General features: G+C 27.8%; 21 protein-coding genes and 1 pseudogene. 20 read left to right on the plus strand and 2 right to left on the minus strand.

The features are described 5' to 3' along the window. Positions 1-77 precede the first annotated feature (77 nt). The 12 genes from AC28QF_RS09850 (at position 78) to AC28QF_RS09905 (ending at position 14,575) form a co-directional block, all read left to right on the plus strand. Entirely contained in the window at positions 78-215 is a 138-nt protein-coding gene (locus AC28QF_RS09850) for a hypothetical protein (protein WP_488201512.1), read from the plus strand. Between the two features lie 60 nt (positions 216-275). Then, on the plus strand, positions 276-1,109 hold the full coding sequence (locus tag AC28QF_RS09855) for a hypothetical protein (RefSeq protein ID WP_488201511.1): 834 nt from the start codon (positions 276-278) through the stop codon (positions 1,107-1,109). Between the two features lie 133 nt (positions 1,110-1,242). After that, entirely contained in the window at positions 1,243-3,678 is a 2,436-nt protein-coding gene (locus AC28QF_RS09860; protein WP_488201510.1) for a type I restriction-modification system subunit M, read from the plus strand. Next, on the plus strand, positions 3,675-4,865 hold the full coding sequence (locus AC28QF_RS09865; RefSeq protein ID WP_488201509.1) for a restriction endonuclease subunit S: 1,191 nt from the start codon (positions 3,675-3,677) through the stop codon (positions 4,863-4,865). Before AC28QF_RS09860 ends, AC28QF_RS09865 begins: the two co-directional genes overlap by 4 nt. After that, the gene (locus tag AC28QF_RS09870) at positions 4,865-5,377 is read left to right on the plus strand and encodes a hypothetical protein (RefSeq protein WP_488201508.1); all 513 of its coding nucleotides are present in this window, start codon (positions 4,865-4,867) and stop codon (positions 5,375-5,377) included. The genes AC28QF_RS09865 and AC28QF_RS09870 overlap by 1 nt, the downstream gene beginning before the upstream one ends. Before the next feature lie 161 nt (positions 5,378-5,538). Further along, positions 5,539-6,504 (plus strand): hypothetical protein, encoded by a 966-nt coding sequence (locus AC28QF_RS09875; protein WP_488201507.1) that lies wholly within the window; start codon positions 5,539-5,541, stop codon positions 6,502-6,504. A gap of 21 nt (positions 6,505-6,525) precedes the next feature. After that, positions 6,526-8,307, plus strand: coding sequence for an McrB family protein (locus tag AC28QF_RS09880; RefSeq protein ID WP_488201506.1), 1,782 nt, complete (start codon positions 6,526-6,528; stop codon positions 8,305-8,307). Next, entirely contained in the window at positions 8,308-9,636 is a 1,329-nt protein-coding gene (locus AC28QF_RS09885; RefSeq protein WP_488201505.1) for a 5-methylcytosine restriction system specificity protein McrC, read from the plus strand. It begins immediately after the preceding gene. Between the two features lie 4 nt (positions 9,637-9,640). Next, a complete protein-coding gene (locus tag AC28QF_RS09890) occupies positions 9,641-12,676 on the plus strand; it encodes a type I restriction endonuclease subunit R (RefSeq protein ID WP_488201504.1) in 3,036 nt (1,011 codons plus the stop codon). Next, positions 12,666-13,391: a M48 family metallopeptidase gene (locus AC28QF_RS09895; RefSeq protein ID WP_488201503.1), complete on the plus strand. Its 726-nt coding sequence runs from the start codon at positions 12,666-12,668 to the stop codon at positions 13,389-13,391. Before AC28QF_RS09890 ends, AC28QF_RS09895 begins: the two co-directional genes overlap by 11 nt. A 293-nt stretch (positions 13,392-13,684) precedes the next feature. Then, entirely contained in the window at positions 13,685-14,050 is a 366-nt protein-coding gene (locus tag AC28QF_RS09900) for a hypothetical protein (RefSeq protein WP_488201502.1), read from the plus strand. A gap of 90 nt (positions 14,051-14,140) precedes the next feature. Continuing rightward, positions 14,141-14,575, plus strand: coding sequence for a JAB domain-containing protein (locus AC28QF_RS09905; protein WP_488201501.1), 435 nt, complete (start codon positions 14,141-14,143; stop codon positions 14,573-14,575). Positions 14,576-14,815: 240 nt separating this feature from the next. Here AC28QF_RS09905 and AC28QF_RS09910 read toward each other — a convergent pair whose 3' ends face one another. Next, the gene (locus AC28QF_RS09910; RefSeq protein ID WP_488201500.1) at positions 14,816-15,073 is read right to left on the minus strand and encodes a helix-turn-helix domain-containing protein; all 258 of its coding nucleotides are present in this window, start codon (positions 15,071-15,073) and stop codon (positions 14,816-14,818) included. A gap of 138 nt (positions 15,074-15,211) precedes the next feature. Between AC28QF_RS09910 and AC28QF_RS09915 the strand changes: the two genes are divergently transcribed. The 7 genes from AC28QF_RS09915 to AC28QF_RS09945 all read left to right on the plus strand — a co-directional run bounded on the left by AC28QF_RS09915 (position 15,212) and on the right by AC28QF_RS09945 (position 19,330). Then, positions 15,212-15,622: a hypothetical protein gene (locus AC28QF_RS09915; protein WP_488201499.1), complete on the plus strand. Its 411-nt coding sequence runs from the start codon at positions 15,212-15,214 to the stop codon at positions 15,620-15,622. 66 nt (positions 15,623-15,688) lie between these two features. Beyond that, positions 15,689-16,798, plus strand: coding sequence for a hypothetical protein (locus AC28QF_RS09920; RefSeq protein WP_488201498.1), 1,110 nt, complete (start codon positions 15,689-15,691; stop codon positions 16,796-16,798). Positions 16,799-16,900: 102 nt separating this feature from the next. Then, positions 16,901-17,764 carry a hypothetical protein gene (locus AC28QF_RS09925; protein ID WP_488201497.1) on the plus strand — a complete coding sequence of 288 codons (864 nt, stop codon included), beginning with the start codon at positions 16,901-16,903 and terminating at the stop codon, positions 17,762-17,764. Between the two features lie 194 nt (positions 17,765-17,958). Further along, positions 17,959-18,246, plus strand: a complete 288-nt coding sequence (locus AC28QF_RS09930) for a DUF6804 family protein (RefSeq protein ID WP_488201496.1) — start codon at positions 17,959-17,961, stop codon at positions 18,244-18,246. Positions 18,247-18,258: 12 nt separating this feature from the next. Then, a complete protein-coding gene (locus AC28QF_RS09935) occupies positions 18,259-18,651 on the plus strand; it encodes a hypothetical protein (protein ID WP_488201495.1) in 393 nt (130 codons plus the stop codon). A gap of 7 nt (positions 18,652-18,658) precedes the next feature. After that, on the plus strand, positions 18,659-18,907 hold the full coding sequence (locus AC28QF_RS09940; RefSeq protein ID WP_488201494.1) for a hypothetical protein: 249 nt from the start codon (positions 18,659-18,661) through the stop codon (positions 18,905-18,907). Between the two features lie 18 nt (positions 18,908-18,925). Further along, on the plus strand, positions 18,926-19,330 hold the full coding sequence (locus AC28QF_RS09945; protein ID WP_488201493.1) for a lipocalin family protein: 405 nt from the start codon (positions 18,926-18,928) through the stop codon (positions 19,328-19,330). 318 nt (positions 19,331-19,648) lie between these two features. On the opposite strand, the gene AC28QF_RS09950 is transcribed toward AC28QF_RS09945, so the two are convergent. Next, entirely contained in the window at positions 19,649-20,527 is an 879-nt protein-coding gene (locus AC28QF_RS09950; RefSeq protein ID WP_488201492.1) for a metalloprotease, read from the minus strand. A gap of 460 nt (positions 20,528-20,987) precedes the next feature. On the opposite strand from AC28QF_RS09950, the pseudogene AC28QF_RS09955 reads away from it, so the two are divergent. Next, a pseudogene (locus AC28QF_RS09955) lies at positions 20,988-21,409 on the plus strand (hypothetical protein); the annotation flags it as partial.

Raw genomic sequence — 21,409 nt, forward strand, 5'->3', positions numbered from 1 at the left:
TGTTATCTCGGATAATTTGGTATTGATTGTTTTTACTGTTCTAAATTTGACTCATATTAATCTAAAAATCATTAAAAATGAGTACAAGAAATCACAATGCAGACATTAGTAATTCAAATTCAGGAACTAGTGGAACAAACTATGCTTATCAAAGTAGTTTGAATAATACATCTAATCAATTAAATCCTAATAACTCTAACTATCAAGGGAAATAATTAGAAGTATTAATAAGGCTATTAATTTAAGAAATGGATAGCTTTTTTTATATTTATGAAATGTTTGAAAAAGTATTTAAAGTTTTAGAAAAAAAAGTTTTAGAAAGTAATTCTTTTATAAATTTTGATAGTGAATTGATGGCTAAACTTTATTTCGAAGGTGATGAAGAAGAGTTAGTTAAGTTTTTGCATAATAATAGAGCTAGTCTAGAAACTGAAGAAAGTATAGATTTATTCTTGGAGGAAAATTTCTCCTTAATGTATTTCTTTAAATTACTAATTGAAGACTTAGTAGAAGCATCTGGTGTTGTTGATATGGTAAAGGCTTTGTCAAATGAAAAGCTAAAGGAACTTGTAGGTAAAATTCCAAATGAGCATTGGAATATATTTGATGAATTTTATCTTGAAAATAAAGAAACTATAAAAGAAGTTTTTTATGATGCATTAGGTATTAGTAAATTAGAGAAAGAGGCTGTTAAAAAGAAACTTTTTTCAACTAATAAAACTAACATAGCAAATGAGTTTGGGGTTGATCTTGACACACTAAATAATTGGTTGAGAATTCTATTTAATGATAGGTTTAAAGGAGTTAGAATAGTATATTATGATGAATATATTGAAATTTTCAAAGCTCTTTTCTTAGCAAAAGATGAAGAGTTAGATTTAGTAGAAAACATTAATGTCTATAAGAAAAGACTTTCCAAAGGATTGAAGTATAGAAAAAAAGATATAGCAAAGTGTACAAACGAAGGTTCTCCGTTAGATATTAGTACATTGTTAAGAATTCAAAAAGAACAATTGGGAGGTAAAGAATTTTATAATTTCACAGATGTTTTTCCTTATTCTATTGCAAAACTATTAGTTGAAGAATTAGGTGATGAAATAGATTCTTAAGATTTTTATAAAACTATAACTTAATACCCAGTTTCTATTTATTTAGAAGTTGGGTATTTTTTTTAGAAAAAAGTAGAATAGGAAACATAAAACCATTTTAATTTCTATTTTTACAAGTAATCAAAATCAAGCAATGGCTATAAAGAAATCAGAACTGTATAGCTCATTATGGGCAAGTTGTAATGAGTTAAGAGGTGGTATGGATGCCTCACAATATAAAGATTATGTACTTACTTTATTATTTGTAAAGTATGTATCAGATAAATACGGTAATAAATCAGGTAGTTTAATAGAAGTACCTAAGGGAGCTTCTTTTGAAGATATGGTAAACCTTAAAGGAACACCTGATATTGGAGACCAGATTAACAAAACTATTTTAAGACCTCTATTTGAAGCTAATGGTTTAGAAGGAACCATGGAGCTTGTAGATTTTAATGATGATGATAAGTTAGGTAGTGGTAAAGACAAGGTAGAAACTTTAAGTAATCTAATTGCTGTATTTGAAAACCCTGGTTTAAATTTTAAAAACAACAGAGCAGAAGATGATGATATTTTAGGAGATGCTTACGAGTTTTTAATGAGGCACTTTGCAAGTGAATCAGGTAAAAGTAAAGGGCAGTTTTATACACCTGCTGAGGTATCTAGAATATTAGCTAAGATAATTCAGGTAGATAAGGCAGATACACCATCTTATTCTGTATATGACCCAACATGTGGCTCGGGTTCATTGCTCTTAAAAGTAGCTGGAGAGTCTAAAAATGGATTAACTATTTATGGACAAGAAAAAGACATAGCCACCAAAAGTTTATCAATAATGAATATGTGGTTGCATGGTAGTCCTACTGCAGAAATAGCATCAGGAAATACTTTAGCAAACCCTCAGTTTAAAGAAAAAGATGGTAGCTTAAGAAGGTTTGATTTTGTAGTAGCCAACCCTCCTTTTTCTGTAAAAAGTTGGAACAAAGGTATAGATGTATTAAATGATGAATTTAATAGGTTTAGAGGCTATGGTGTACCACCAGATAAAAATGGAGATTATGCTTTTTTACTGCATATTATAGCTTCATTAAAAAGTACAGGTAAAGGAGCCATTATATTACCTCATGGAGTATTATTTAGAGGTAATGCAGAAGCACAAATAAGAAAAAACCTATTAGAAAGAAAACTTATAAAAGGTATTATAGGTTTACCTGCTAACTTGTTTTATGGTACTGGTATACCTGCAAGTATTATAGTAATAGATAAAGAAAATGCTACACTACAAGAGCAATTACCTAAAGAAAAACAAGGTATTTTTATAATAGATGCTAGTAAAGGTTTTATTAAAGATGGTAATAAAAATAAGTTAAGAGAACAAGATATACATAACATAGTAGATACTTTTAATGAGCAAGCAGAACAAAGTAAATATGCACGTTTTGTACCTTTTACAGAAATAGAAGCTAATGACTTTAATCTTAATATACCAAGATATATAGACACGCAAGAAGTAGAAGAAATACAAGATCTTACTGCGCATTTAAAAGGAGGAATACCAAATAGAGATATTGAAGCTCTTAATGAGTATTGGGAGGTTTATCCAAACTTAAAAACTACCTTGTTTAGTGAATTAAGAACAAACTATAGTAAGCTTAATATAGCTGAAGAGATTATAAAGGAAAGTATATATACGCATCCTGAGTTTATTGATTACAATAATCAGTTAAAGCAAGTCTTTAGTACTTGGCAGCTACAAGCTAAAGGATTGTTAGAGAGTATTAAAGAAACTACAGCTCCAAAGGTTTTTATACATGAATTATCAGAAGGTTTACTAAAGGCATATCAAAACAAACCATTGGTAGATAATTATAAGATATACCAACACCTAATGGATTATTGGGAAAGCACTTTAAAAGATGATGTGTATTTAGTAGTGGAAGATGGTTGGAAAGCTACAGTAAAACGTATTACAGAGAAAAATAAAAAAGGTGTTGAGGTAGATAAAGGTTGGACTTGTGATTTACTACCTAAAAGCTTAGTAATAGATACCTGTTTAAGTACAGAGAAAGAACAGTTACAAGAGCTACAAAACCAATTAGAAAACACTGTTGCTACTATTTTAAGTTTACAAGAGGAGCATGCAGTAGAAGGTGGCTTACTAGAAGATGCTACAAATGATAAAGGAGCTTTTACCAAAGCTATAATAACTGCTTTTATAAAGAAAAATAAAGGAGATAGTACAGAAAAAGAAGCTGTAGTTTTAGCTAATGAAGTTTTAAGTGGATATACTAAAGACACTAAGCTTAAAAAAGGTATTAAAACAGCAGAAACAAACTTAGATACTTTGTTGTTAAAAAAGTATGCTGAGTTAACTGATGATGAGGTACAGAATTTAGTAGTACACCATAAATGGTTAGCATATTTACAAAATGCTTTACAAACAGAAGTAGAAAGTATATCTCAAAGTTTAACAACTACTATAAAAACTCTAGCTGAAAGATATAGCAAAACACTTACACAACTAGATACTACAGTTACAGATTTAGAAAGTGAAGTAAATACTCATTTACAAAAAATGGGTTTACTATGATAGCAAAAGGTTATAAACAAACAGAGATTGGTTTAATTCCAAATGATTGGAGTGTTGCCAACTTAGGAGATATAGGAAGATTTTTCAAAGGAAAAGGAATAAGGAAAGATGAAGTTGTAAATGATGGAATTCCTTGTGTAAGGTATGGTGAGTTATACACTTTGTATAATAATGTGATAAAGAATACTTTTTCATTCATTACGGAGGAAGTATCTAAAGAAAGTATAAAGCTTAGATATGGAGATGTTTTATTTGCAGGTTCTGGAGAGACAAGGGAGGATATAGGAAAATCAGCTGTAGTTTTGAGAGATGACTGTTACGCAGGTGGAGATATTGTTATCCTAAGAGCAAAAGATGTTAATTCAGTTTTTTTAGGATATTTATCAAATTCAGATATAGTTAATTATCAAAAATCTTTAAATGGACAAGGAGATACAGTAGTACATATTTATGCCAAAGGATTAGAGTCAATTAAAATCCCAATACCTCCAACTCTAAAAGAACAAGAAGCAATAGCAAAAGTTCTTACAGATACAGATAACTTAATACAAGGTTTAGAAAATGTAATAGCAAAAAAGAAAGCTATTAAAAAAGGAGCTATGCAAGAGTTGCTTACTCCACCAAATAAAGGAGGTAAAAGATTACCTAGTTTTTCTGGTGAGTGGGTGGAGAAAAGTTTGGGAGAGGTTTGTGATGTTAAGAAAGGACAATTAATAACAGGTAGTACAAGAGTAAAAGGTAATGTACCTGTTATTGCAGGAGGAAAAAAACCTGCATATTATCATAATACAGCAAACAGAACAGGAAGGACAATTACAATTAGTGGTTCTGGAGCTAATGCAGGTTATGTTTCATTTCATCAATATGATATTTTTGCTTCAGATTGTTCTACAATTAGTGAGTCAACTAAGTATGATATAAGATTTATTTATAACTACTTGAAATTAATTCAAGATAGAATCTACAAAAAGCAGACAGGTGGAGCTCAACCTCATATCCATCCAAGTGATATTAATCCTATAATTTTTCATCTCCCTTTAGATATAGAAGAACAACAAGCGATAGCAACTGTTTTAAGTGATATGGATAAGGAAATAGATGCTTTAGAAATTAAAAAAGAAAAATACATACAATTAAAAAAAGGGTTAGCACAAGAGCTATTAACAGGTGAAACTAGGTTGGTATAATGGAAATATTAAAAGATTTTAGTGCTGTAATAGCTTCATTAGTTTTAGGTGTAGTGGGTTTTTTGTTATCTATTTATCATCATAAAAACTCAGTAAAATTAGCAAAACAACAACACAAAAATGCTTTTGAGTTGCAAAAACATGAGTTTGAAAAAGGCTTGTTTGAAAATTTTAATAAAAAGTATGATGAGTTAAATGAGGTATTAAATGATCTTGCGAAAAACGGACACTTACTAGAAAATTATGAAATAAGCTTTATTAAAGAAAAGTATATTATTCAATACAAAACAATAATGGATTTTTTCAATCTATGTGCAGAAGAATATTATTGGCACAAAAAAGGTAGAATAGGTAAAGATGTCTGGGAGGCTTGGTTTGTAGGAATGAACTTTTATTATAAAAATAGTTTGATTATAAGAAGACTATGGGAGGAGGAGATTAAGGATGATGGTTATGTGTCGTTTTATTTAAAAAAAGGAGATAATTTATTTAAGGAGTATGAAAAGAAATAGAGTGATTTATTATTACTCATTAAGGGAAGTAATAATAAAAAACTTATAAGTAAATAATCTGCTCAAGCTATAGTTACTGTTCTTTATAGATAATACAAGAAATAAAAAGAAGAAAGATTAATAATTACATGGTAGTTAATAACTATGATGTAAAAAAAAAAATGGCATTTTTAACAGGTTATTCGTACAAACAATTAATACAAAGAGTAGAAATAGAAGATGTAGATAAAATTGATAAACAATTTTTTAAAACTAATATATATGATAATGACTATCTGTATTATTTTTTTAATCAGTTAGAATTAAAAAAATTATTTGCAGAAAAAGTATTGTTAAGTGGTGATGAAAGATTTGTACCTGTTTATAAAAAAGTTCCTGAAAGAGCAGACAATTTAAATTATATAATGTCTATCAAAGGTAAAGTTAAATACCATAAAGATGGTAGTTGTGAAGCTTTGCATAAAGGGTTTAGAAACTTTTTTATACCAGAGTCTATTGTAAGGTTAGAAAAAGAAAATCCAGATAAGCACAAAAGATTGGTAGAAGAGATTAGAAATTGGTTTAAAATAAAAAATTATACTGTAGAGAGATATGAGTTAGGAGAAATTAATGATAGAATTTTAACTAGAGATTTTAATTCAACCTTTGCTGATAAATCTGATGTTGATAAAATTATTATTAGTCAATCAGATAAAGGTCAATTTCAATGGTATGTTGAAAAGAAAACCAAAGAGATAAAGCATACAAAAAAATCATTTAACCATAATATTTTTTTAGAGAAAATTTCAGAATTAATAAAACAGAGAGATTATACTTGTAATAGTAAAACTCTGCAAAATTTATCTAAATATGATTATTTAGTAAGAAGAGATAATGAAGCTATTGTAAGTTATATTAATGAAAGTATAGAAAAAGGATACTTACGAGAAGTTAGCTATTCTTTTATAGATAATTTTAAAATAGAAAGATTAAAGGAGTTTTGGAGTTTTCACTTGAGCTTAAAAGGGGAAGCAATGCAATTGTTAAGTGATTTCTTTAAATGGACATATAATTATAATTCAAGTACTTTTGAAGAGATATTTTTAGAAGATTACAATTTAAAGGCTTGTAGCCTTTGCTATAAATAGAAAAAATAAAAAAGAATTACTATGAGACAAGTCCACGCAGAAGATATTTACAATTCATATGAAAAATTTGTAAATGTTTTTCTTTTTAAAAATAACAGTATTCTATCAAATCATGAAGACATACTAAATGTAAATACAATTAGTGAATGTATAAAATGTTTTGTAGAGAACTTTGATGAGGGAGCACAAAACTTTGATCAAAAGATAGAACTTCAATTTAAAGATGCTAGTTTAAATTCAAAGCTAGTATTTGCACATGCTGAATGGTTGTGGTCTTTTGCTGTAAATGATATTAGTAAAAATAAAAAGAAACATTATACTAGGCGTACTACAGGCTTATCAGATATAGAGTTAATAGATGATATTTATCCAAATGAAGGTTTTGGAAGTGCAGGACAATGGCATACAAATAATAAGTATTTTGAGATATGTTTTAACCTACAGATTATCCAATTTCTTAAAAGTAAAATACAGAACAACGAAATAACTACAGTTGATGAGGTAAAACATTGGATGGAGTATATCTGTTTATTTAAAAAGTATGAAGAAGAAGTAGAAGGTTACTCTATTCCAGACTCTTTAAAAGATAAAATTCCAGAAAACAAGTTGTCAATGAGCAATATTTTAACTTATGTATCAAATCCAGATGCATATGAAAGAATAGCTTCAGATACACATAAAAACCAAATAGTACAGTCTTTTAAAACTCTACTAACAGATGGAGAAGGTCTTAATTTAGATAAAAAAATATTAAAAATAAGAGAGATACTAAGTGAGCTAACAGGTAATAAAAACTTAGATTTTTATGAGAACAGGTATGTGAAGGTCTGGAATTATTCTTTGTTAGAGGAAGGGTTTGATGAGGTACAGGGGCTGCAATATAAAAAAGCAATTATTCTTCATGGACCACCAGGAACAAGTAAAACATATTCAGCAAAAAGGTTAGCTAAAGCACTTATTAACAACTCTTATTTAAAAGATAAAGCTAATGTTTTAAGTTATTTTAAAAATGATTTAGACCCCTCAGAAGGTAAAATACATCATTTACAACTACACCCAAACTATACCTATGAAGATTTTGTGGCAGGATATCAACTTAAAGAAAATGAATCAAAAGCTACAAAAGGTTTATTATTCTCTATTTGTGAATTAGCAGAAAAAGATAAAGGAAGTAAACCAGAGGAAGATACACCACATGTATTAATATTAGATGAAATAAACCGTGTTGATTTATCTAGGCTTTTTGGAGAGGTTTTCTCAGCTCTTGAAAACAGAGAAATACTTATTAAGTTAGGTGTTGGTGGATTAGAACTATCCATACCAAGGAATCTTTATGTAATAGGAACAATGAATGAAATTGATTTTTCATTGGAACAGATTGATTTTGCTTTACAAAGAAGGTTTTTATGGTTCTTTTATGGCTTTAATGAAGGTGTTTTAAATGAAATCATTAGATACAAGAATGAAGCTTTATCTACTAAGTTGAAGTTAGAGGATGATGTAAAAATGTTTGTAGGTAATGTAGTAAAGTTAAATAAAAGAATATCAGAGATACCTGAATTAGGAAAGGAATACCAATTAGGGCACACTTTTTTTGGAGAAATTGTAGATATCTATAAAAGTTATAAAGAGATAGGAGGTTATAAGTCTTTGCAAAAGCAATTATACAGAGCTAAAGGACCCGTATCTATTTTATGGGCTATATCTATAGAGCCAATGCTTAAATCTTTTTTAGGTAATATGGAGCCAGAGCAAAGTGATATAATTTTAAAAGAGCTTAATGCTATTTTACTAACCAAATAAATGAGTAATAAAACTATTTTATTAACAGCAAAAGATTGTAGCCCTTTCATACATCAAGAGGGGCATGGTAATGCTATTCAATACTTTATATCTACTCAAAAACAAAGTAATATATTTCATTTTAATACCTCAAAAGAAAAGAAGATTGATGAGTCACCAATTATAAGTTTTAATTACTTGGATAGTAAATGGTACGCAGGTAGATATGTTGGTGAAGCTTTTTTTAGTTATGAAGATAAAAATTACAAAATAGAGATAACTCCTAGGTTTGGAAATACGCAACTGTTCCATATGTTAGAAGAGGTCTTTAATATTAGGTTTAGTGAGTCTAGCCAAAAAATAACCAATCAAAATAATATTCAATTTCTTTTAAAAAGGATTATAGCATTTTTATGGTTAAATATGCTTTCTAAAGCTAATAAGCATGGTTTACCAAGAACTAATAAAAAGTATACTTATAAAGGAGCTAAGATAAGAGGAAGGCTAAATGTTAGGGCTTCTATTTTACCTCTACATACAGAAAATATTGTGGTTAGTAATTATTGGGAAAAAACAGCTAATGAGCCTATTTATAAAGTATTAAAAACAGCCTATGATATTTTAAGACAAGAATATGGTTTGGCTCAGGTTAAGCCATCTAAGGCTGCTAATAATGCTTTAGAGCAATTGTTTACTTCAAGTATAACTAAAGGGTATTTGTCAGAAAATGAATATAAAAATATTGTTTACAAGAATATTTATAAGTCTTTTAAACCTATAGTAGATTTGTCTTGGGATATTATAAAAAAGAAAAATTTTGGCAGCAATAAAAATGATAGGACAAAAGGGGTAAGTTTCTTTTTAGATATTGCTGAAATATGGGAGTTATATCTAATTAATATTATAAAGAAAAAGTTAGCACCCCATGGGTGGGAGTTTAGATCTGATGTTATTCAAACTTATCACCAAAAATATTTTAAGAGAAAGTTAATTCCAGATATTGTATTTCAAAAAGGCAATGATATGTTGGTATGGGATGCTAAATATAAAAGAATGAAATTTGAATACTATGATTATGATAGAACAGATTTTTTTCAAATACATACTTATATTAATTATTATAGTAAAAAGTTTAATGTAATATCTGGTGGTTTAATCTACCCTTTATCTAAAGAATATACAACAGATGTAGCTTTTAATAATACATCAAATAGTATTTTTGGATTAGAAGAAGATGAGATTAAATATTCTGTAGATGGCATTGAGCTGATAGTTACAGATAAAAAATCAATAAAAGAACAAGAAGAGCTTTTTTTAGAGAGATTCTTTTTAAAAGCACAAAAAAAATAATTGCATGAATGCTATAGGAAAATCAGAAAGAGCCACACAAGATAGAATAGTTAATTTTTTTCAAGAAACACTAGGTTATACTTATTTAGGTAACTGGGAAAAAGAAGTGCGTAAATCACCTATAGAAGAAAATATACTTTTAAGCTTTTTAACTACAGAACAGGGTTATTCTGTTAAGGTAGCAAAAAAAGCAATAACAAAGTTAGTAAATGTAGCAACTAACCTTTCTAATGGCTTATATGAAGCAAATAAAGCTGTGTACAGTTTATTGCGCTATGGTGTTACTGTTGCAGAAGAATTAGGGAAACCTAAAGAAACTATTCACTTTGTAAATTGGAAGAATTACAACAAAAACAATTTTGCTATTGCAGAAGAAGTTACAGTAAAAGGGAAAGAGAATACTAAAAGACCTGATATTGTAATTTATATAAATGGTATTGCTTTAGGAATATTAGAATTAAAGAGGAGTAAGATAGGTATTGAAGAAGGAATTTTACAGAATTTAGACAATCAGTCAGATAATTTTATTCCTAACTTTTTTACCACAATGCAATTAGTACTTGCAGGTAATGATACACAAGGATTGCGTTATGGTACTATAGGTACTAGTGCTAAGTATTTTTTAAAATGGAAAGAAGATAGTTCTGCTGAGTTTGATTATGTTTTAGATAAGCACATACTACAACTTTGTAATAAAGAAAGAATACTAGAGCTTATTTATGATTTTGTGATATTTGATAAGGGAGTAAAAAAACTATGTAGACCTAATCAGTTTTTTGGTATTAAAGCAGCACAAACAAATGTATTAACAGAGCAAGGGGGTATCTTATGGCATACACAAGGTTCTGGTAAATCACTAACAATGATATGGCTTACTAAATGGGTAAGAGAAAACATAAAAGATAGCAGGGTTTTAATAATTACAGATAGGGAAGAGTTAGATTCACAAATAGAAGGGTTGTTTAAAGGTGTAGAAGAACCTATTTATAGAACAAAAAGTGGTAAAGATTTAATTAGTACTCTAAACTCTAAAAGACATAGCTTAATTTCAAGTTTAGTACATAAGTTTGGAAGAACAAGTGAAGAGGGAGATTTTGATAGTTATATAGATGAACTGAAAGCAAGTTTAGGTTCAGACTTTAAAGCAAAAGGAAATATTTTTGTTTTTGTAGATGAGTGTCATAGAACTCAATCAGGTAAGTTACATGATGCAATGAAAGTAATTCTTCCAGAAGCATTATTTATTGGTTTTACAGGAACTCCACTATTAAAAAAAGATAAACAAAAAAGTATAGAGATTTTTGGACCATATATTGGACTTCCTTATAAGTTTGATGAAGCTGTTGCAGATGGTGTGGTACTAGATTTATTGTATGAAGCTAGAGATGTAGAACAGTTTATTACAGACCAGCAAAGTATAGATGAATGGTTTGATGCAGAAACTAGTGGTTTAACAGATGTAGCTAAAATAGAGCTAAAGAAAAGATGGGGAACTATGCAAAAAGTGCTAGGTTCAAAATCTAGACTAGAAAAAATTGTTTTTGATATCATAAAAGATTTTAAAGTAAAACCAAGATTAGCTAATAATACAGGTAATGCTATGTTGGTTTCAGGTAGTATTTATCAAGCATGTAAATACTATGAATTGTTTCAAAATGCAGGCTTTAAAGAGTGTGCAATTATTACAAGCTACCAACCACATATAGCTGATGTAAAAGGAGAAACTACAGGAGAGGGCACAATTACAGAAAAAGCATTGAAGTATGAGGTGTATAAAAAAATGCTTAATGGTAAAGATGCTGAAACTTTTGAATCTGAGGCTAAGTCTCTATTTATAAATGAACCAGGAAGGATGAAACTACTAATTGTAGTAGATAAACTTTTAACAGGTTTTGATGCTCCTTCAGCAACTTATCTTTATATAGATAAGAAAATGCAAGATCATGGTTTATTTCAAGCCTTATGTAGGGTTAATAGAGTTCATACAGTAGATAAAGATTATGGGTATATTATTGATTATAAGGATTTATTTGATAGCATTGAAGATTCAATAGGTGATTATACATCTGATGCTTTTGATAAGTATGATGAAGAAGATGTGTCTGGTTTGTTAAAAGATAGATTTGAAGTAAGTAAAGATAGATTAGAAACATCTTTAGAAGCTATAAGAGCTATTTGTGAGCCAGTTTATCCTAAAAATGAACCTGGTTATATTAAATATTTTTGTGGAAACACAGAGGTTAAAGATGATTTGCAAAGAACACAGGAATTAAGGGTAGTTTTGTACAAAGCTACCTCAGGCTTAATTAGGTCTTTTGCTAATCTTGCAAATGAAATGATTAAGGCAGGTTATACACAACTAGAGGCAAATAAAATAAAATCTGAAGTAGATTTTTATGCAGATTTAAGAGATACTGTTAAGCAAGCTAGTGGTGATAGTCTAAATTTCAAGTTATATGAAGCAGGTATGCGTCAGTTAATGGATATGTATCTTGATGCTAAAAGCAGTAAAAAAATATCAGATTTTGAAAACCAAACATTAGTAGATTTAATAGTTAATATTAATAAACCTAATGAAGATGGTAAAAGAGCTAAATCAAAAGAAGCTGTAGCAGAAACTATTGACAATAATGTTAGAAAAGTAATAATTGAAGAGTCTCAAGCTAATCCCAAATACTACGAAAAAATGTCTGCTTTATTAGATGAATTGATAAGACAGCGTAAAGAAGAATCTATAAGTTATCAAGAATACTTGTTAAAAATTAAAGAATTAGCTATTCAAATTACTAAACCAGAAGAAGCTACCAATTACCCTGATAGTATAGATAGCTCTGAAAAGAGAGCTTTATATGATAATCTTAAAAATAATGAAGTATTAGCTATAGCTTTAGATAGTGTTATAAAAGCACAAGCTCTAGATGGTTGGAGAGACCATCCTTTAAAACTAAAGAAACTTAAAATAGCTATTAACTCTTTAGTGAAAGATGAAGAAGGGACAGAAGAACTTTTGAAAATAATAAAGGCTAATAATGAGTACTAATCTTACATCATTTAGTATAGCTAATATAGATGTTGATATAGTTAGGAAAGATATCAAAAACATGCATTTAGCAGTATATCCTCCCAATGGTAGGGTAAGATTAGCAGCACCTTTAAAAACAGATTTTGAAGTGTTAAGGTTGTTTGCTATTTCTAAGTTGCCATGGCTTAAAAAAAATATTAAATCTTTTGAAAATCAAGCTAGAGAAACAGTAAGAGATTATGTTTCAGGAGAGAGCCACTACTTTAAAGGAAAAAGATATTTGTTAGATGTAATCTTCCATTCTGGTTATAATAAAGTAAGTATTGATGGAGGGAAACTGTTATTACTTACAAAAGAAACAGCTTCTAAAGAAAGTAAAGCTAATACCTTTAAAGATTGGTACAGAAAACAGTTAAAAGCTCAAGTACCAGACTTAATTACTAAATGGGAAAGTATAATAGGTGTAAAAGCAAGTGATTGGGGTGTAAGGCAAATGAAAACTAAATGGGGGTCTTGTAATGTAGATTCAAAAAGGATTTGGTTAAACCTAGAATTAGCTAAAAAACCTTCTATTTGTTTAGAGTATATAATAGTACATGAATTAGTGCATCTACTTGAAAGAAACCATACAGATAAATTTATATCTCACATGGATGAGTTCATGCCTAAATGGAGATTACATAGAGATGAACTAAATAATTTGCCAATTGTTCATAATGATTGGGGATACTAATGCTTTACTATTACTAATTGTATATAATTACATTTTTTTAAGACTGACTATGTAAGAAGGTTTATGATTTTCCTAGCAATTTTTTTATAAAAAAATCTGGATATTAACTTCTCTACTTATGAACCTCTCTCACCAAACCACCCCCACTTATTCTTGATTTTGAAATGCCCCGGGGTGTTTCTTAGTAGAAAATATTTTTTAACCTGTATATGTAAAAACAAGATGACAGTTGTTTTTATAGGTCTAGATTTTTTCTAAAGTCAATTTATTAATCAACTCAAAAAAAACAAATTATGGTACAGATTGTAAACTACAAAGAGTGTAGTAAAGATGATGGTTCTAAATTCTACTTGTTAGAGTTACAAGGAGGTATAGAAATGGTAATAAGTAAAACAACTAAACAGTTTTATGCTACAGCAAAAAAAGCTACAATAAGCTCTACATTTGATGAGGTTACTTGTAAAGCACTTATAGGAACTCAAATGAAAGGTAGCATTGTTAAACAAGAAGTAGAGCCTTATGAGTATGTGATTAAAGAAACAGGAGAAGAAATCATATTAACAAGTAGATGGGTTTTTACTCCAGAAGAAGCACCTGATGTTGAAAAACTATTCAATGATGATGTAAATGTTTTTTCTGAAAATGGAGTTAAGAACTAAAGAGTGTTTGTCTAATTATAAACCTGTCCAAAATTTGTATTTACTATAATAAGTGCTTACAAAAACTGGACAGGTTTTTATTTTTAAATTATGGAAGTAGCAGAGATAAAAATTTCTTACTCTACTAGTAGTAGAAAAAAGGTTAAAATTAAAGATAGTAATGATGTATATCAAATAATCCTAGAGAAATGGAATCAAGATTTGATAGAATTACAAGAAGAAATGAAGCTAGTTTTATTAAATAGAGCCAATGCGTTGCTAGGTATATTTGAATTATCTAAAGGAGGTACAAGTGGTACCATTGTAGATATAAAATTAGTATTAAGTGTAGCTTTAAAATGCAATGCCCACAGTATTGTGTTATGTCATAATCACCCAAGTGGAAATTTAAAACCAAGTAAAGCAGATATTAGTATTACAGCTAAATTAAAAGAGGCATGTGGGTATTTGGATATTAATTTACTAGACCACTTAATAATTACTAAAAACAAGTATTACAGTTTTGCTGATGAAGGTATACTATAATAATATTACTCTATTATGCTAGTAAAAAACATTTTATAAATCTAGTGTTATATTTTAGAGTAAATGCGAAGGAGTTTATTTACTCTTTAAAAAGATTGATTTTGAATATAAGCAAAAGAACTAACTATATTTTATTATAGCTTTTTTTTGAAGTTATTTCTTTTTTTTAAACCTATATGAACATGTATTTATAAAATCTGTTGTTTTACCTAGTCACATGGCATAAAACTGATACAATAGCTAAATTTCCTCTTGGAAAGATACATTTACTAATGAAGTTAATGAAACTTCCAAAGCTTCACTAATTCTGTATAAGGTAAAAAGAGTAGGGTTTGTTCTTCCAGATTCTATCCTAGAAATATTAGTAGTATCAAACCTACCAAGCATTTTACTAGCCAAATCAACTTGTGATAAGCCTTTAGATTCTCTAATATCTTGAATGTTTTTACCTATTCCTTTTTGAATTGAAATCTGTAGTTTTTTTAAATCTTGACTCATTTACTACTTGTCTTATTTGACAAGTCAATTAAAGAGTTATATTTGTTTAAGTTTATGCCGTTTATGACAGGTTTAAGGATAGCTCATAGTTAAGTATATAATTGTAAATTAATTCTAAGTATTTTAAACAAAAAAAGTATGATTTGGATTGTAATAATATGTGTTGTCTTTTTTGCATATAATTTTTTTAAAAGATGGATGAAGGATGAGGAGAATTTAAAAAATACAACGGTTGTAAAGAAATTTAATGTTTTAGGAGAACAACTCAATGAGTATATTTTCAATGGAATAGGTGAGATAAAATATAATCCAAGTAATAAAATAGCCTTTCATATCTATACTAAAGATTCTCCTAAAATTATTTTATTTACATATTCAAATAGCAGCCTTGTTATAGACTTCAGGTTTAAATATCTTATGGAAAAAGAACTGAGAGTTAAAGAAATTTTTAGAAATATTAATAATATAACTGAGAATGAACAGATTGTTATAGCAGAAGAAATGAAGAAAAGAATTGAATTATCCCTAAATAAACTTAAATCAATCTAAAAATTAAAGCTTTGTATGTTTTTTTAACAAGCTTATTTTAAATAAGTTTACCTAAAGAGTTAATTTATGGATGCATTGGGTAAATCAGATTTACGAAAATTATTAACTTCTATCTTGTCTATAGGAGTTAGAAATGAAATTTTCAAAAAAGGATTCAATCAATTTCTCATAGAAGAAGTTGTTTACTCTAGCTCTTTAGAATCTTATGCAATTGACATATCCAATACTATCATCTTTTTTTCTGAAAAGAAAAACAAACTTTATAATGAGCTTTATAATAAAGGACTTAAAAATGAATTTAATAATGATGGGTGGAATTTCTATTTTAAAGAAGATTTAGTACTTACCTTAGAAGAGTTAGATTCAGTTAATTACTTATTTACTTCTAATTTTCAACCTAAAAAGAATATTAGCAATAGCCTGTTTCTTAAATCTTTTGGATATAGAGGAGAAATCACAGAAGGCTTTTTAATTATAACAAATAACAGTTTTTATATTGTAAACTCTTTACATGAGAACATAAAAGATGTAATACTAAATCTAATCCTTTTTATTAAAGAAAATAGTTTTCAAAACATTTCCTTTAGCAGAAGAGTAATAAAAGAATCATTAATTCCATTTGATGATGATTTAGAGGATGATGTAAAACTTCAATTAAAAAGTATAGAAGCAAAATTAATAGAGTTAAAAAGCAATGGAAAGTTAGTAATGGCTTTACCATATATAGAAAAACTTATAGCTCAACAATGCATAAGTACTAGAGACAGTGGTATTAGTTTAGATGAAAATTATAATATTAAATTAAAAGAATACACATCTATAAATATCTCATTAAACTCAATGACTAAGGTTGTTTATGCTTTGTTTTTTAAGCATAAGAAAATAGACATAAACAAGCTAGGTGAACACAGAGCTTTTATTATAAAATTATACAAAGAAATATCAGCTATAAATGATTATGATAAAATGATTAAATCTGTAGATGATTTAATCAATCCTCTAAACAAATCTATTTACACACATATTTCAAGAATTAAATCAGCTTTTTATAGTCAAATACACCCAAATATTGCTGAAAAATATATTATTAAAAGTGAAAAATTTGGTTCAAAAACAAAATACATTGAAGCTTTAATTGAATTTTCTGATGAAGAAAAAGCTGCATTAACATTATAAAAAAAGACATTGCAAATTTGCAACATTATAGATTCACTTAGTAAACTTATTAATTTTGAATAAAAGAAAAAGTTTTTTTTGAAATAAACAGATTTAAGTAAAATGGAAGAAATAAAAAAAATAATCTTAGTATTAATAACAGCTATAATTTTATGTAATTGTCATAATAATGATGATGATAAAAATGATTGGACTCATGATAATTTGAAAGCTAAGGTTAAATGTTACAAAGAATCTTCTTATAAAGCAAAGGTATATTTCGGTAACATTGAAAAAAGCACACAAGGAACTATAAATAAATTCGGGATTCCTATCCAAGTAAAATATAATAAGAAAGGTGAAAAAATTGAATATAATTTATATTCTTTAAGTGGTAGTATACATAAAAGAAATATTTATAAATATGATAATAAGGGAAATAGAATAGAGCATATTAATTACAATCCAGATAATAGTTTAAATAAAAAGTATATTTCTAAATATAATGGAAATAAAAATAAAACCGAACTAAATAAATACAATTCAGAAGGGGCTTTACTTATAAAACATCTTTTTAAATATGATGATTTAGGAAATAATATAGAACGTATGATATATTCTATAGATGGAACTTTGTTTGCAAAAGATTTTTATAAATATGATAACTTAGGTAATAAGAAAGAGGAGACTTCATACAATTCTAAAGGACACATAGACTGGAGAGTCAAATATAAATATGATGATAATGGAAATCAAATTGAAGAGCTTTTTTATTATAAATCAAATGTACCATCAAAAGAAACATCAAAATATAATTATAGAGGGAATGAAATTGAAAAAATCAGACACAATACAGATGGTAGCTTAGAAAGTAAATATACATTTAGTTATAAATACGATAAAAACGGAAATTGGATTAAAAAAATTCATTTTAAGAATGGTGTAATTCCAAAATACATAACGGAACGTGAATACGAATACTACTAATAATATAGTTTAAAATATAAGATGTACTTCTTTATTAAAGTTTTATTGAATTAGAATTTATTTTCTTTAAAACTGTAGTTTAACTGAAATATTCAGTTAATAACATTACAAACCATTTTACTTTTTTTAGTAAAAAACATTAATCAGGATATAATTAATTATTAGTTGATGAAAATTAAAAAGGTTTTAGATAAATGGATTTAAAAAGAACAAAAATAATAGTAGCATTTCTATTGATGATATGTTTATTCGATATGCCTTATGGGTACTATCAAATAGTTAGATATATTACAGCTGGGCTATTTTGTTGGTATGCATTTGAAGCTAATGAAAAAAATAAGAAAGGCAGAGTGTTCTTGTTTATTATAGTAGCTGTTTTATTTCAGCCAATTTTTAAAGTTCCATTGGGTAGAGTTATATGGAATATTGTAGATGTATTAGTGGCTGGGTATTTAATGTATGATTTAAGAAAAGATAAGTAAGATATATTTAAAATGATAACAGATTACCTCCATTATGAGCTTGGAAGTTCATTAGAAGAAAACAGTATTGATTTATTTTTTTTAATCAAACATGATGATGGCACTAGCTATTATAGAAGTTATGCATATTCAGAAATTTACTTACCGAATAAAATATTAGATGTTGAGGTGTATTTAAGTTTTAGGAATGGAAAACTAGAAGAAATTAATTATAGGATGGGTATTTATGCTTTAAACTATATGATTAATTTTATTAATTCTCTAACAACAAATAAAGAAGAACTTTTATTTGAAAGCCCCTTAATTTCCTACCCAAGATATGTTTGCAGCCAAAATAATATGAGAATTTCTTTATATGAATTTAAAAAAGGAGAATTGGATTTCACAGTAGAACTAGCAAAATAACTGCAAAATGATATTAGAAGAACTACCCTTTAAAATTGGTATGCAGTATGAAAATTGGGAGTTTGATTTAGAATTAGTAAAAACAAAAAAAAGTTATGAAGTTTACAAGTTCATCAAGGGAGATATTGAAGAAGTAAATGGAGAGTTGATAAAATATATACATTTATATTTTGAACTAGATATTTTATTTAAACTAGAAATCAAGACCCAACAAAATTTATTTACTATACTATTGAGAGTAAGTTTTAAAAATTAACAAATAAAAATAAGCAATATGAAAAAGAGTATCCTTTTATTAATTTCCATAGTAATATTATCTTCATGTGGAGGTAATGATGATTCACATTCAGGAATTATTGGAAAATGGCAAAAAACTAGAGAAACAAAAGAATATGTAAATGGTAATTTGGAAGAAGTATCCTTATCTGATTGTGATTTGAAGGAAACTATAGAGTTAAAGTCAAATAGCAAAGTGGTTCTAACAAAGTATTCAGGTGATAACTGTGAGGAACCTAGGTTATCAACTGGTAGTTACTCTTATAATGAATCTACTAATGAATTAACTTTACCAGGTAATAATAAACAAATAGTTGAGGTTGATGGTAATGAGATGAATTTTAAATTTACAATTTCAGGTCAAGAAAACTATACAAAAACAGTTTATTTTATAAGTATATAATTAAGTTAAAGGTATACTTTTAGATATACCTATTCTATAAGATAAGTTAGAAGTACTATAAACACTAAAGAAAATGGAGGAGGTTCGAATCCTCCAGGGCTCACTTAAACCTTTACTAGTAATAGTAAGGGTTTTTTGTTGTTTTAAATTTTTGTAGTGGTTGTAGCTGTTTTATTGGAGTTTTCAAGTCTTATAAATATTACTTGATTTTAAAAAAAGAAGTGTATTTCCGAAACTGAGTATTAGTATATAATAAAAAAAGAGAGGTTTTTTAAAACCCCTCTTTATAAAATGATCAACCTTTTATTTAATATTATTTTAGTTATTACTTAGGTTTGCGTATTCTTCTTCTGATATTTTTCCAGAATGAATATCATTTAACTCTTCTATTTTAGTTAGGATAAATTCATGTAATTCTTGATCTATTTTTTTAGGCTTTTCAATATTGCTAGATTTTAATTTACCAGGTAAAATATAGCTATTGTAGTAGTAAAAAAAGTTGTAATCAAGGTTAGCATTAGATAGAGCACCATTATTAGCAAGTAACCATCCTAACCTTACAGAAGAGCGTCTTTGTGCAGCAGTTCCATGAGAAGAACCGTTAGAGCCTGCTATAGATTGAGAAAAATTATATGCAGGAATTACATCAGACCAATTGGTAGTATAACTTCTTCTTAAGAAATACCCAGCGAAACCATCTGCTTCTAATTCTGTATTAGAAGCTCCCGTTACTGAAGGGTATCCTTGTCTAAATTGTATTTGGTGAGCTACTTCATGTGCCACAATATATGCTACAGCAGATCTACCATAATTTAATGCTCCGCTTAACATTTCCTCACCCCAAATAATGTAATTGTTTGGAGGCCCGTAAGAAAGAGCATTAAATGTACCGCTTCCTGCTGCAAAATAAAGAGGAACATTAGATATACCAAAAAGGTTTGAGGCCTTGTTGTTTTGCTGTTTTAAAAAATTTGTTTCACTTGTGTTAACAAGTGTATTAGACCAATAAGAATTTGGTCCAAATTGTGATACTGTTGCGCAGTTATGTGCTGTGTTATGATTACCTAATTCATTAGGTAGAACACCAGTCTCTGGAGAGTTAGCATTTAATACTATATCTTTTTCTATTTCTTGTTTGTCACAACTTTGTAACGAAACTAAAATAGCTAACGTTATTAATTTAATAATTTGTTTCATTTTTTTGAAGGATTTTAAGGTTGATCAATTTAAAAACGAATATACTTACATATTATTGTTTAAATACTTATAAGCTCTTAAAATAGTAATAAGTTCAATATTTTAACATAATCATTAAATTTGTTTTATTCTTATTAGTTTTGTAGTGTTTACAGTATTATAAAGCTGTTAAGTTATATAATTTTATTACTACAAGTAAACTGGAACTTAATAAGTAGCTGTCTTTTTAAAATGTATTTGAGGTAATTTGTTGTTTTCCAGTTGTTTTCATTTTTTTTTAATATATTTATAGAGAAAGAAATTGTAAAAAAAAAATAGACAGGTAATAAATACTTTACCAAAAAAAAAGTCATTTAATTTAATGCATTGTTATGCTTCCTAATTTATTAGGTTGTATTGATGTATAAGAATATGTTACTAAATAGAAACCCCGAAAATGTTTAATCTTAAAAAATTATGTATGAGAAAGAAAATTACATTCGTATTACTTTTTTTTAGCTTCAGCTTATTCTCACAAGTAGGTATAGGTACTTTAGCTCCAAATGAGTCTGCTCAGTTAGAAATTAAATCATCAGATAAAGGTATTTTAATTCCAAGGATAAATATTATTGATATTAATAATGCATTACCAGTATTAAGTAGCACAATAGCAGAAAGTTTATTGGTTTATAATATAAATGAGAGTACTGGTAAAGGATTTTATTATTGGAATGGAACTATATGGAATAAGTTAGCAGACATAAGTTCAGTTACAAGTTTAATATCAACTGGTGCAACTGGATCAGACGGAAGTAGTGTTTTAAATGGAGCAGGCGTTCCAGGATCAGGATTAGGAGTTGATGGCGATTTTTATATTGATACAACCAATAATACAATTTACGG

It is taken from the genome of Tenacibaculum sp. M1.3A (genome assembly GCF_057732375.1).

Excerpts from the sequence above, each read along its gene's own strand:
- AC28QF_RS09870 (WP_488201508.1), top strand. The coding sequence starts at position 4,865 with ATGGAAATATTAAAAGATTTTAGTGCTGTAATAGCTTCATTAGTTTTA.
- AC28QF_RS09920 (WP_488201498.1), top strand. The coding sequence starts at position 15,689 with ATGGATGCATTGGGTAAATCAGATTTACGAAAATTATTAACTTCTATC.
- AC28QF_RS09915 (WP_488201499.1), top strand. The coding sequence starts at position 15,212 with ATGATTTGGATTGTAATAATATGTGTTGTCTTTTTTGCATATAATTTT.
- AC28QF_RS09885 (WP_488201505.1), top strand. The coding sequence starts at position 8,308 with ATGAGTAATAAAACTATTTTATTAACAGCAAAAGATTGTAGCCCTTTC.
- AC28QF_RS09910 (WP_488201500.1), bottom strand. The coding sequence starts at position 15,073 with ATGAGTCAAGATTTAAAAAAACTACAGATTTCAATTCAAAAAGGAATA.
- AC28QF_RS09890 (WP_488201504.1), top strand. The coding sequence starts at position 9,641 with ATGAATGCTATAGGAAAATCAGAAAGAGCCACACAAGATAGAATAGTT.
- AC28QF_RS09880 (WP_488201506.1), top strand. The coding sequence starts at position 6,526 with ATGAGACAAGTCCACGCAGAAGATATTTACAATTCATATGAAAAATTT.
- AC28QF_RS09875 (WP_488201507.1), top strand. The coding sequence starts at position 5,539 with ATGGCATTTTTAACAGGTTATTCGTACAAACAATTAATACAAAGAGTA.
- AC28QF_RS09855 (WP_488201511.1), top strand. The coding sequence starts at position 276 with ATGTTTGAAAAAGTATTTAAAGTTTTAGAAAAAAAAGTTTTAGAAAGT.
- AC28QF_RS09945 (WP_488201493.1), top strand. The coding sequence starts at position 18,926 with ATGAAAAAGAGTATCCTTTTATTAATTTCCATAGTAATATTATCTTCA.
- AC28QF_RS09905 (WP_488201501.1), top strand. The coding sequence starts at position 14,141 with ATGGAAGTAGCAGAGATAAAAATTTCTTACTCTACTAGTAGTAGAAAA.
- AC28QF_RS09935 (WP_488201495.1), top strand. The coding sequence starts at position 18,259 with ATGATAACAGATTACCTCCATTATGAGCTTGGAAGTTCATTAGAAGAA.
- AC28QF_RS09850 (WP_488201512.1), top strand. The coding sequence starts at position 78 with ATGAGTACAAGAAATCACAATGCAGACATTAGTAATTCAAATTCAGGA.
- AC28QF_RS09940 (WP_488201494.1), top strand. The coding sequence starts at position 18,659 with ATGATATTAGAAGAACTACCCTTTAAAATTGGTATGCAGTATGAAAAT.
- AC28QF_RS09930 (WP_488201496.1), top strand. The coding sequence starts at position 17,959 with ATGGATTTAAAAAGAACAAAAATAATAGTAGCATTTCTATTGATGATA.
- AC28QF_RS09895 (WP_488201503.1), top strand. The coding sequence starts at position 12,666 with ATGAGTACTAATCTTACATCATTTAGTATAGCTAATATAGATGTTGAT.
- AC28QF_RS09900 (WP_488201502.1), top strand. The coding sequence starts at position 13,685 with ATGGTACAGATTGTAAACTACAAAGAGTGTAGTAAAGATGATGGTTCT.
- AC28QF_RS09865 (WP_488201509.1), top strand. The coding sequence starts at position 3,675 with ATGATAGCAAAAGGTTATAAACAAACAGAGATTGGTTTAATTCCAAAT.
- AC28QF_RS09950 (WP_488201492.1), bottom strand. The coding sequence starts at position 20,527 with ATGAAACAAATTATTAAATTAATAACGTTAGCTATTTTAGTTTCGTTA.
- AC28QF_RS09925 (WP_488201497.1), top strand. The coding sequence starts at position 16,901 with ATGGAAGAAATAAAAAAAATAATCTTAGTATTAATAACAGCTATAATT.
- AC28QF_RS09860 (WP_488201510.1), top strand. The coding sequence starts at position 1,243 with ATGGCTATAAAGAAATCAGAACTGTATAGCTCATTATGGGCAAGTTGT.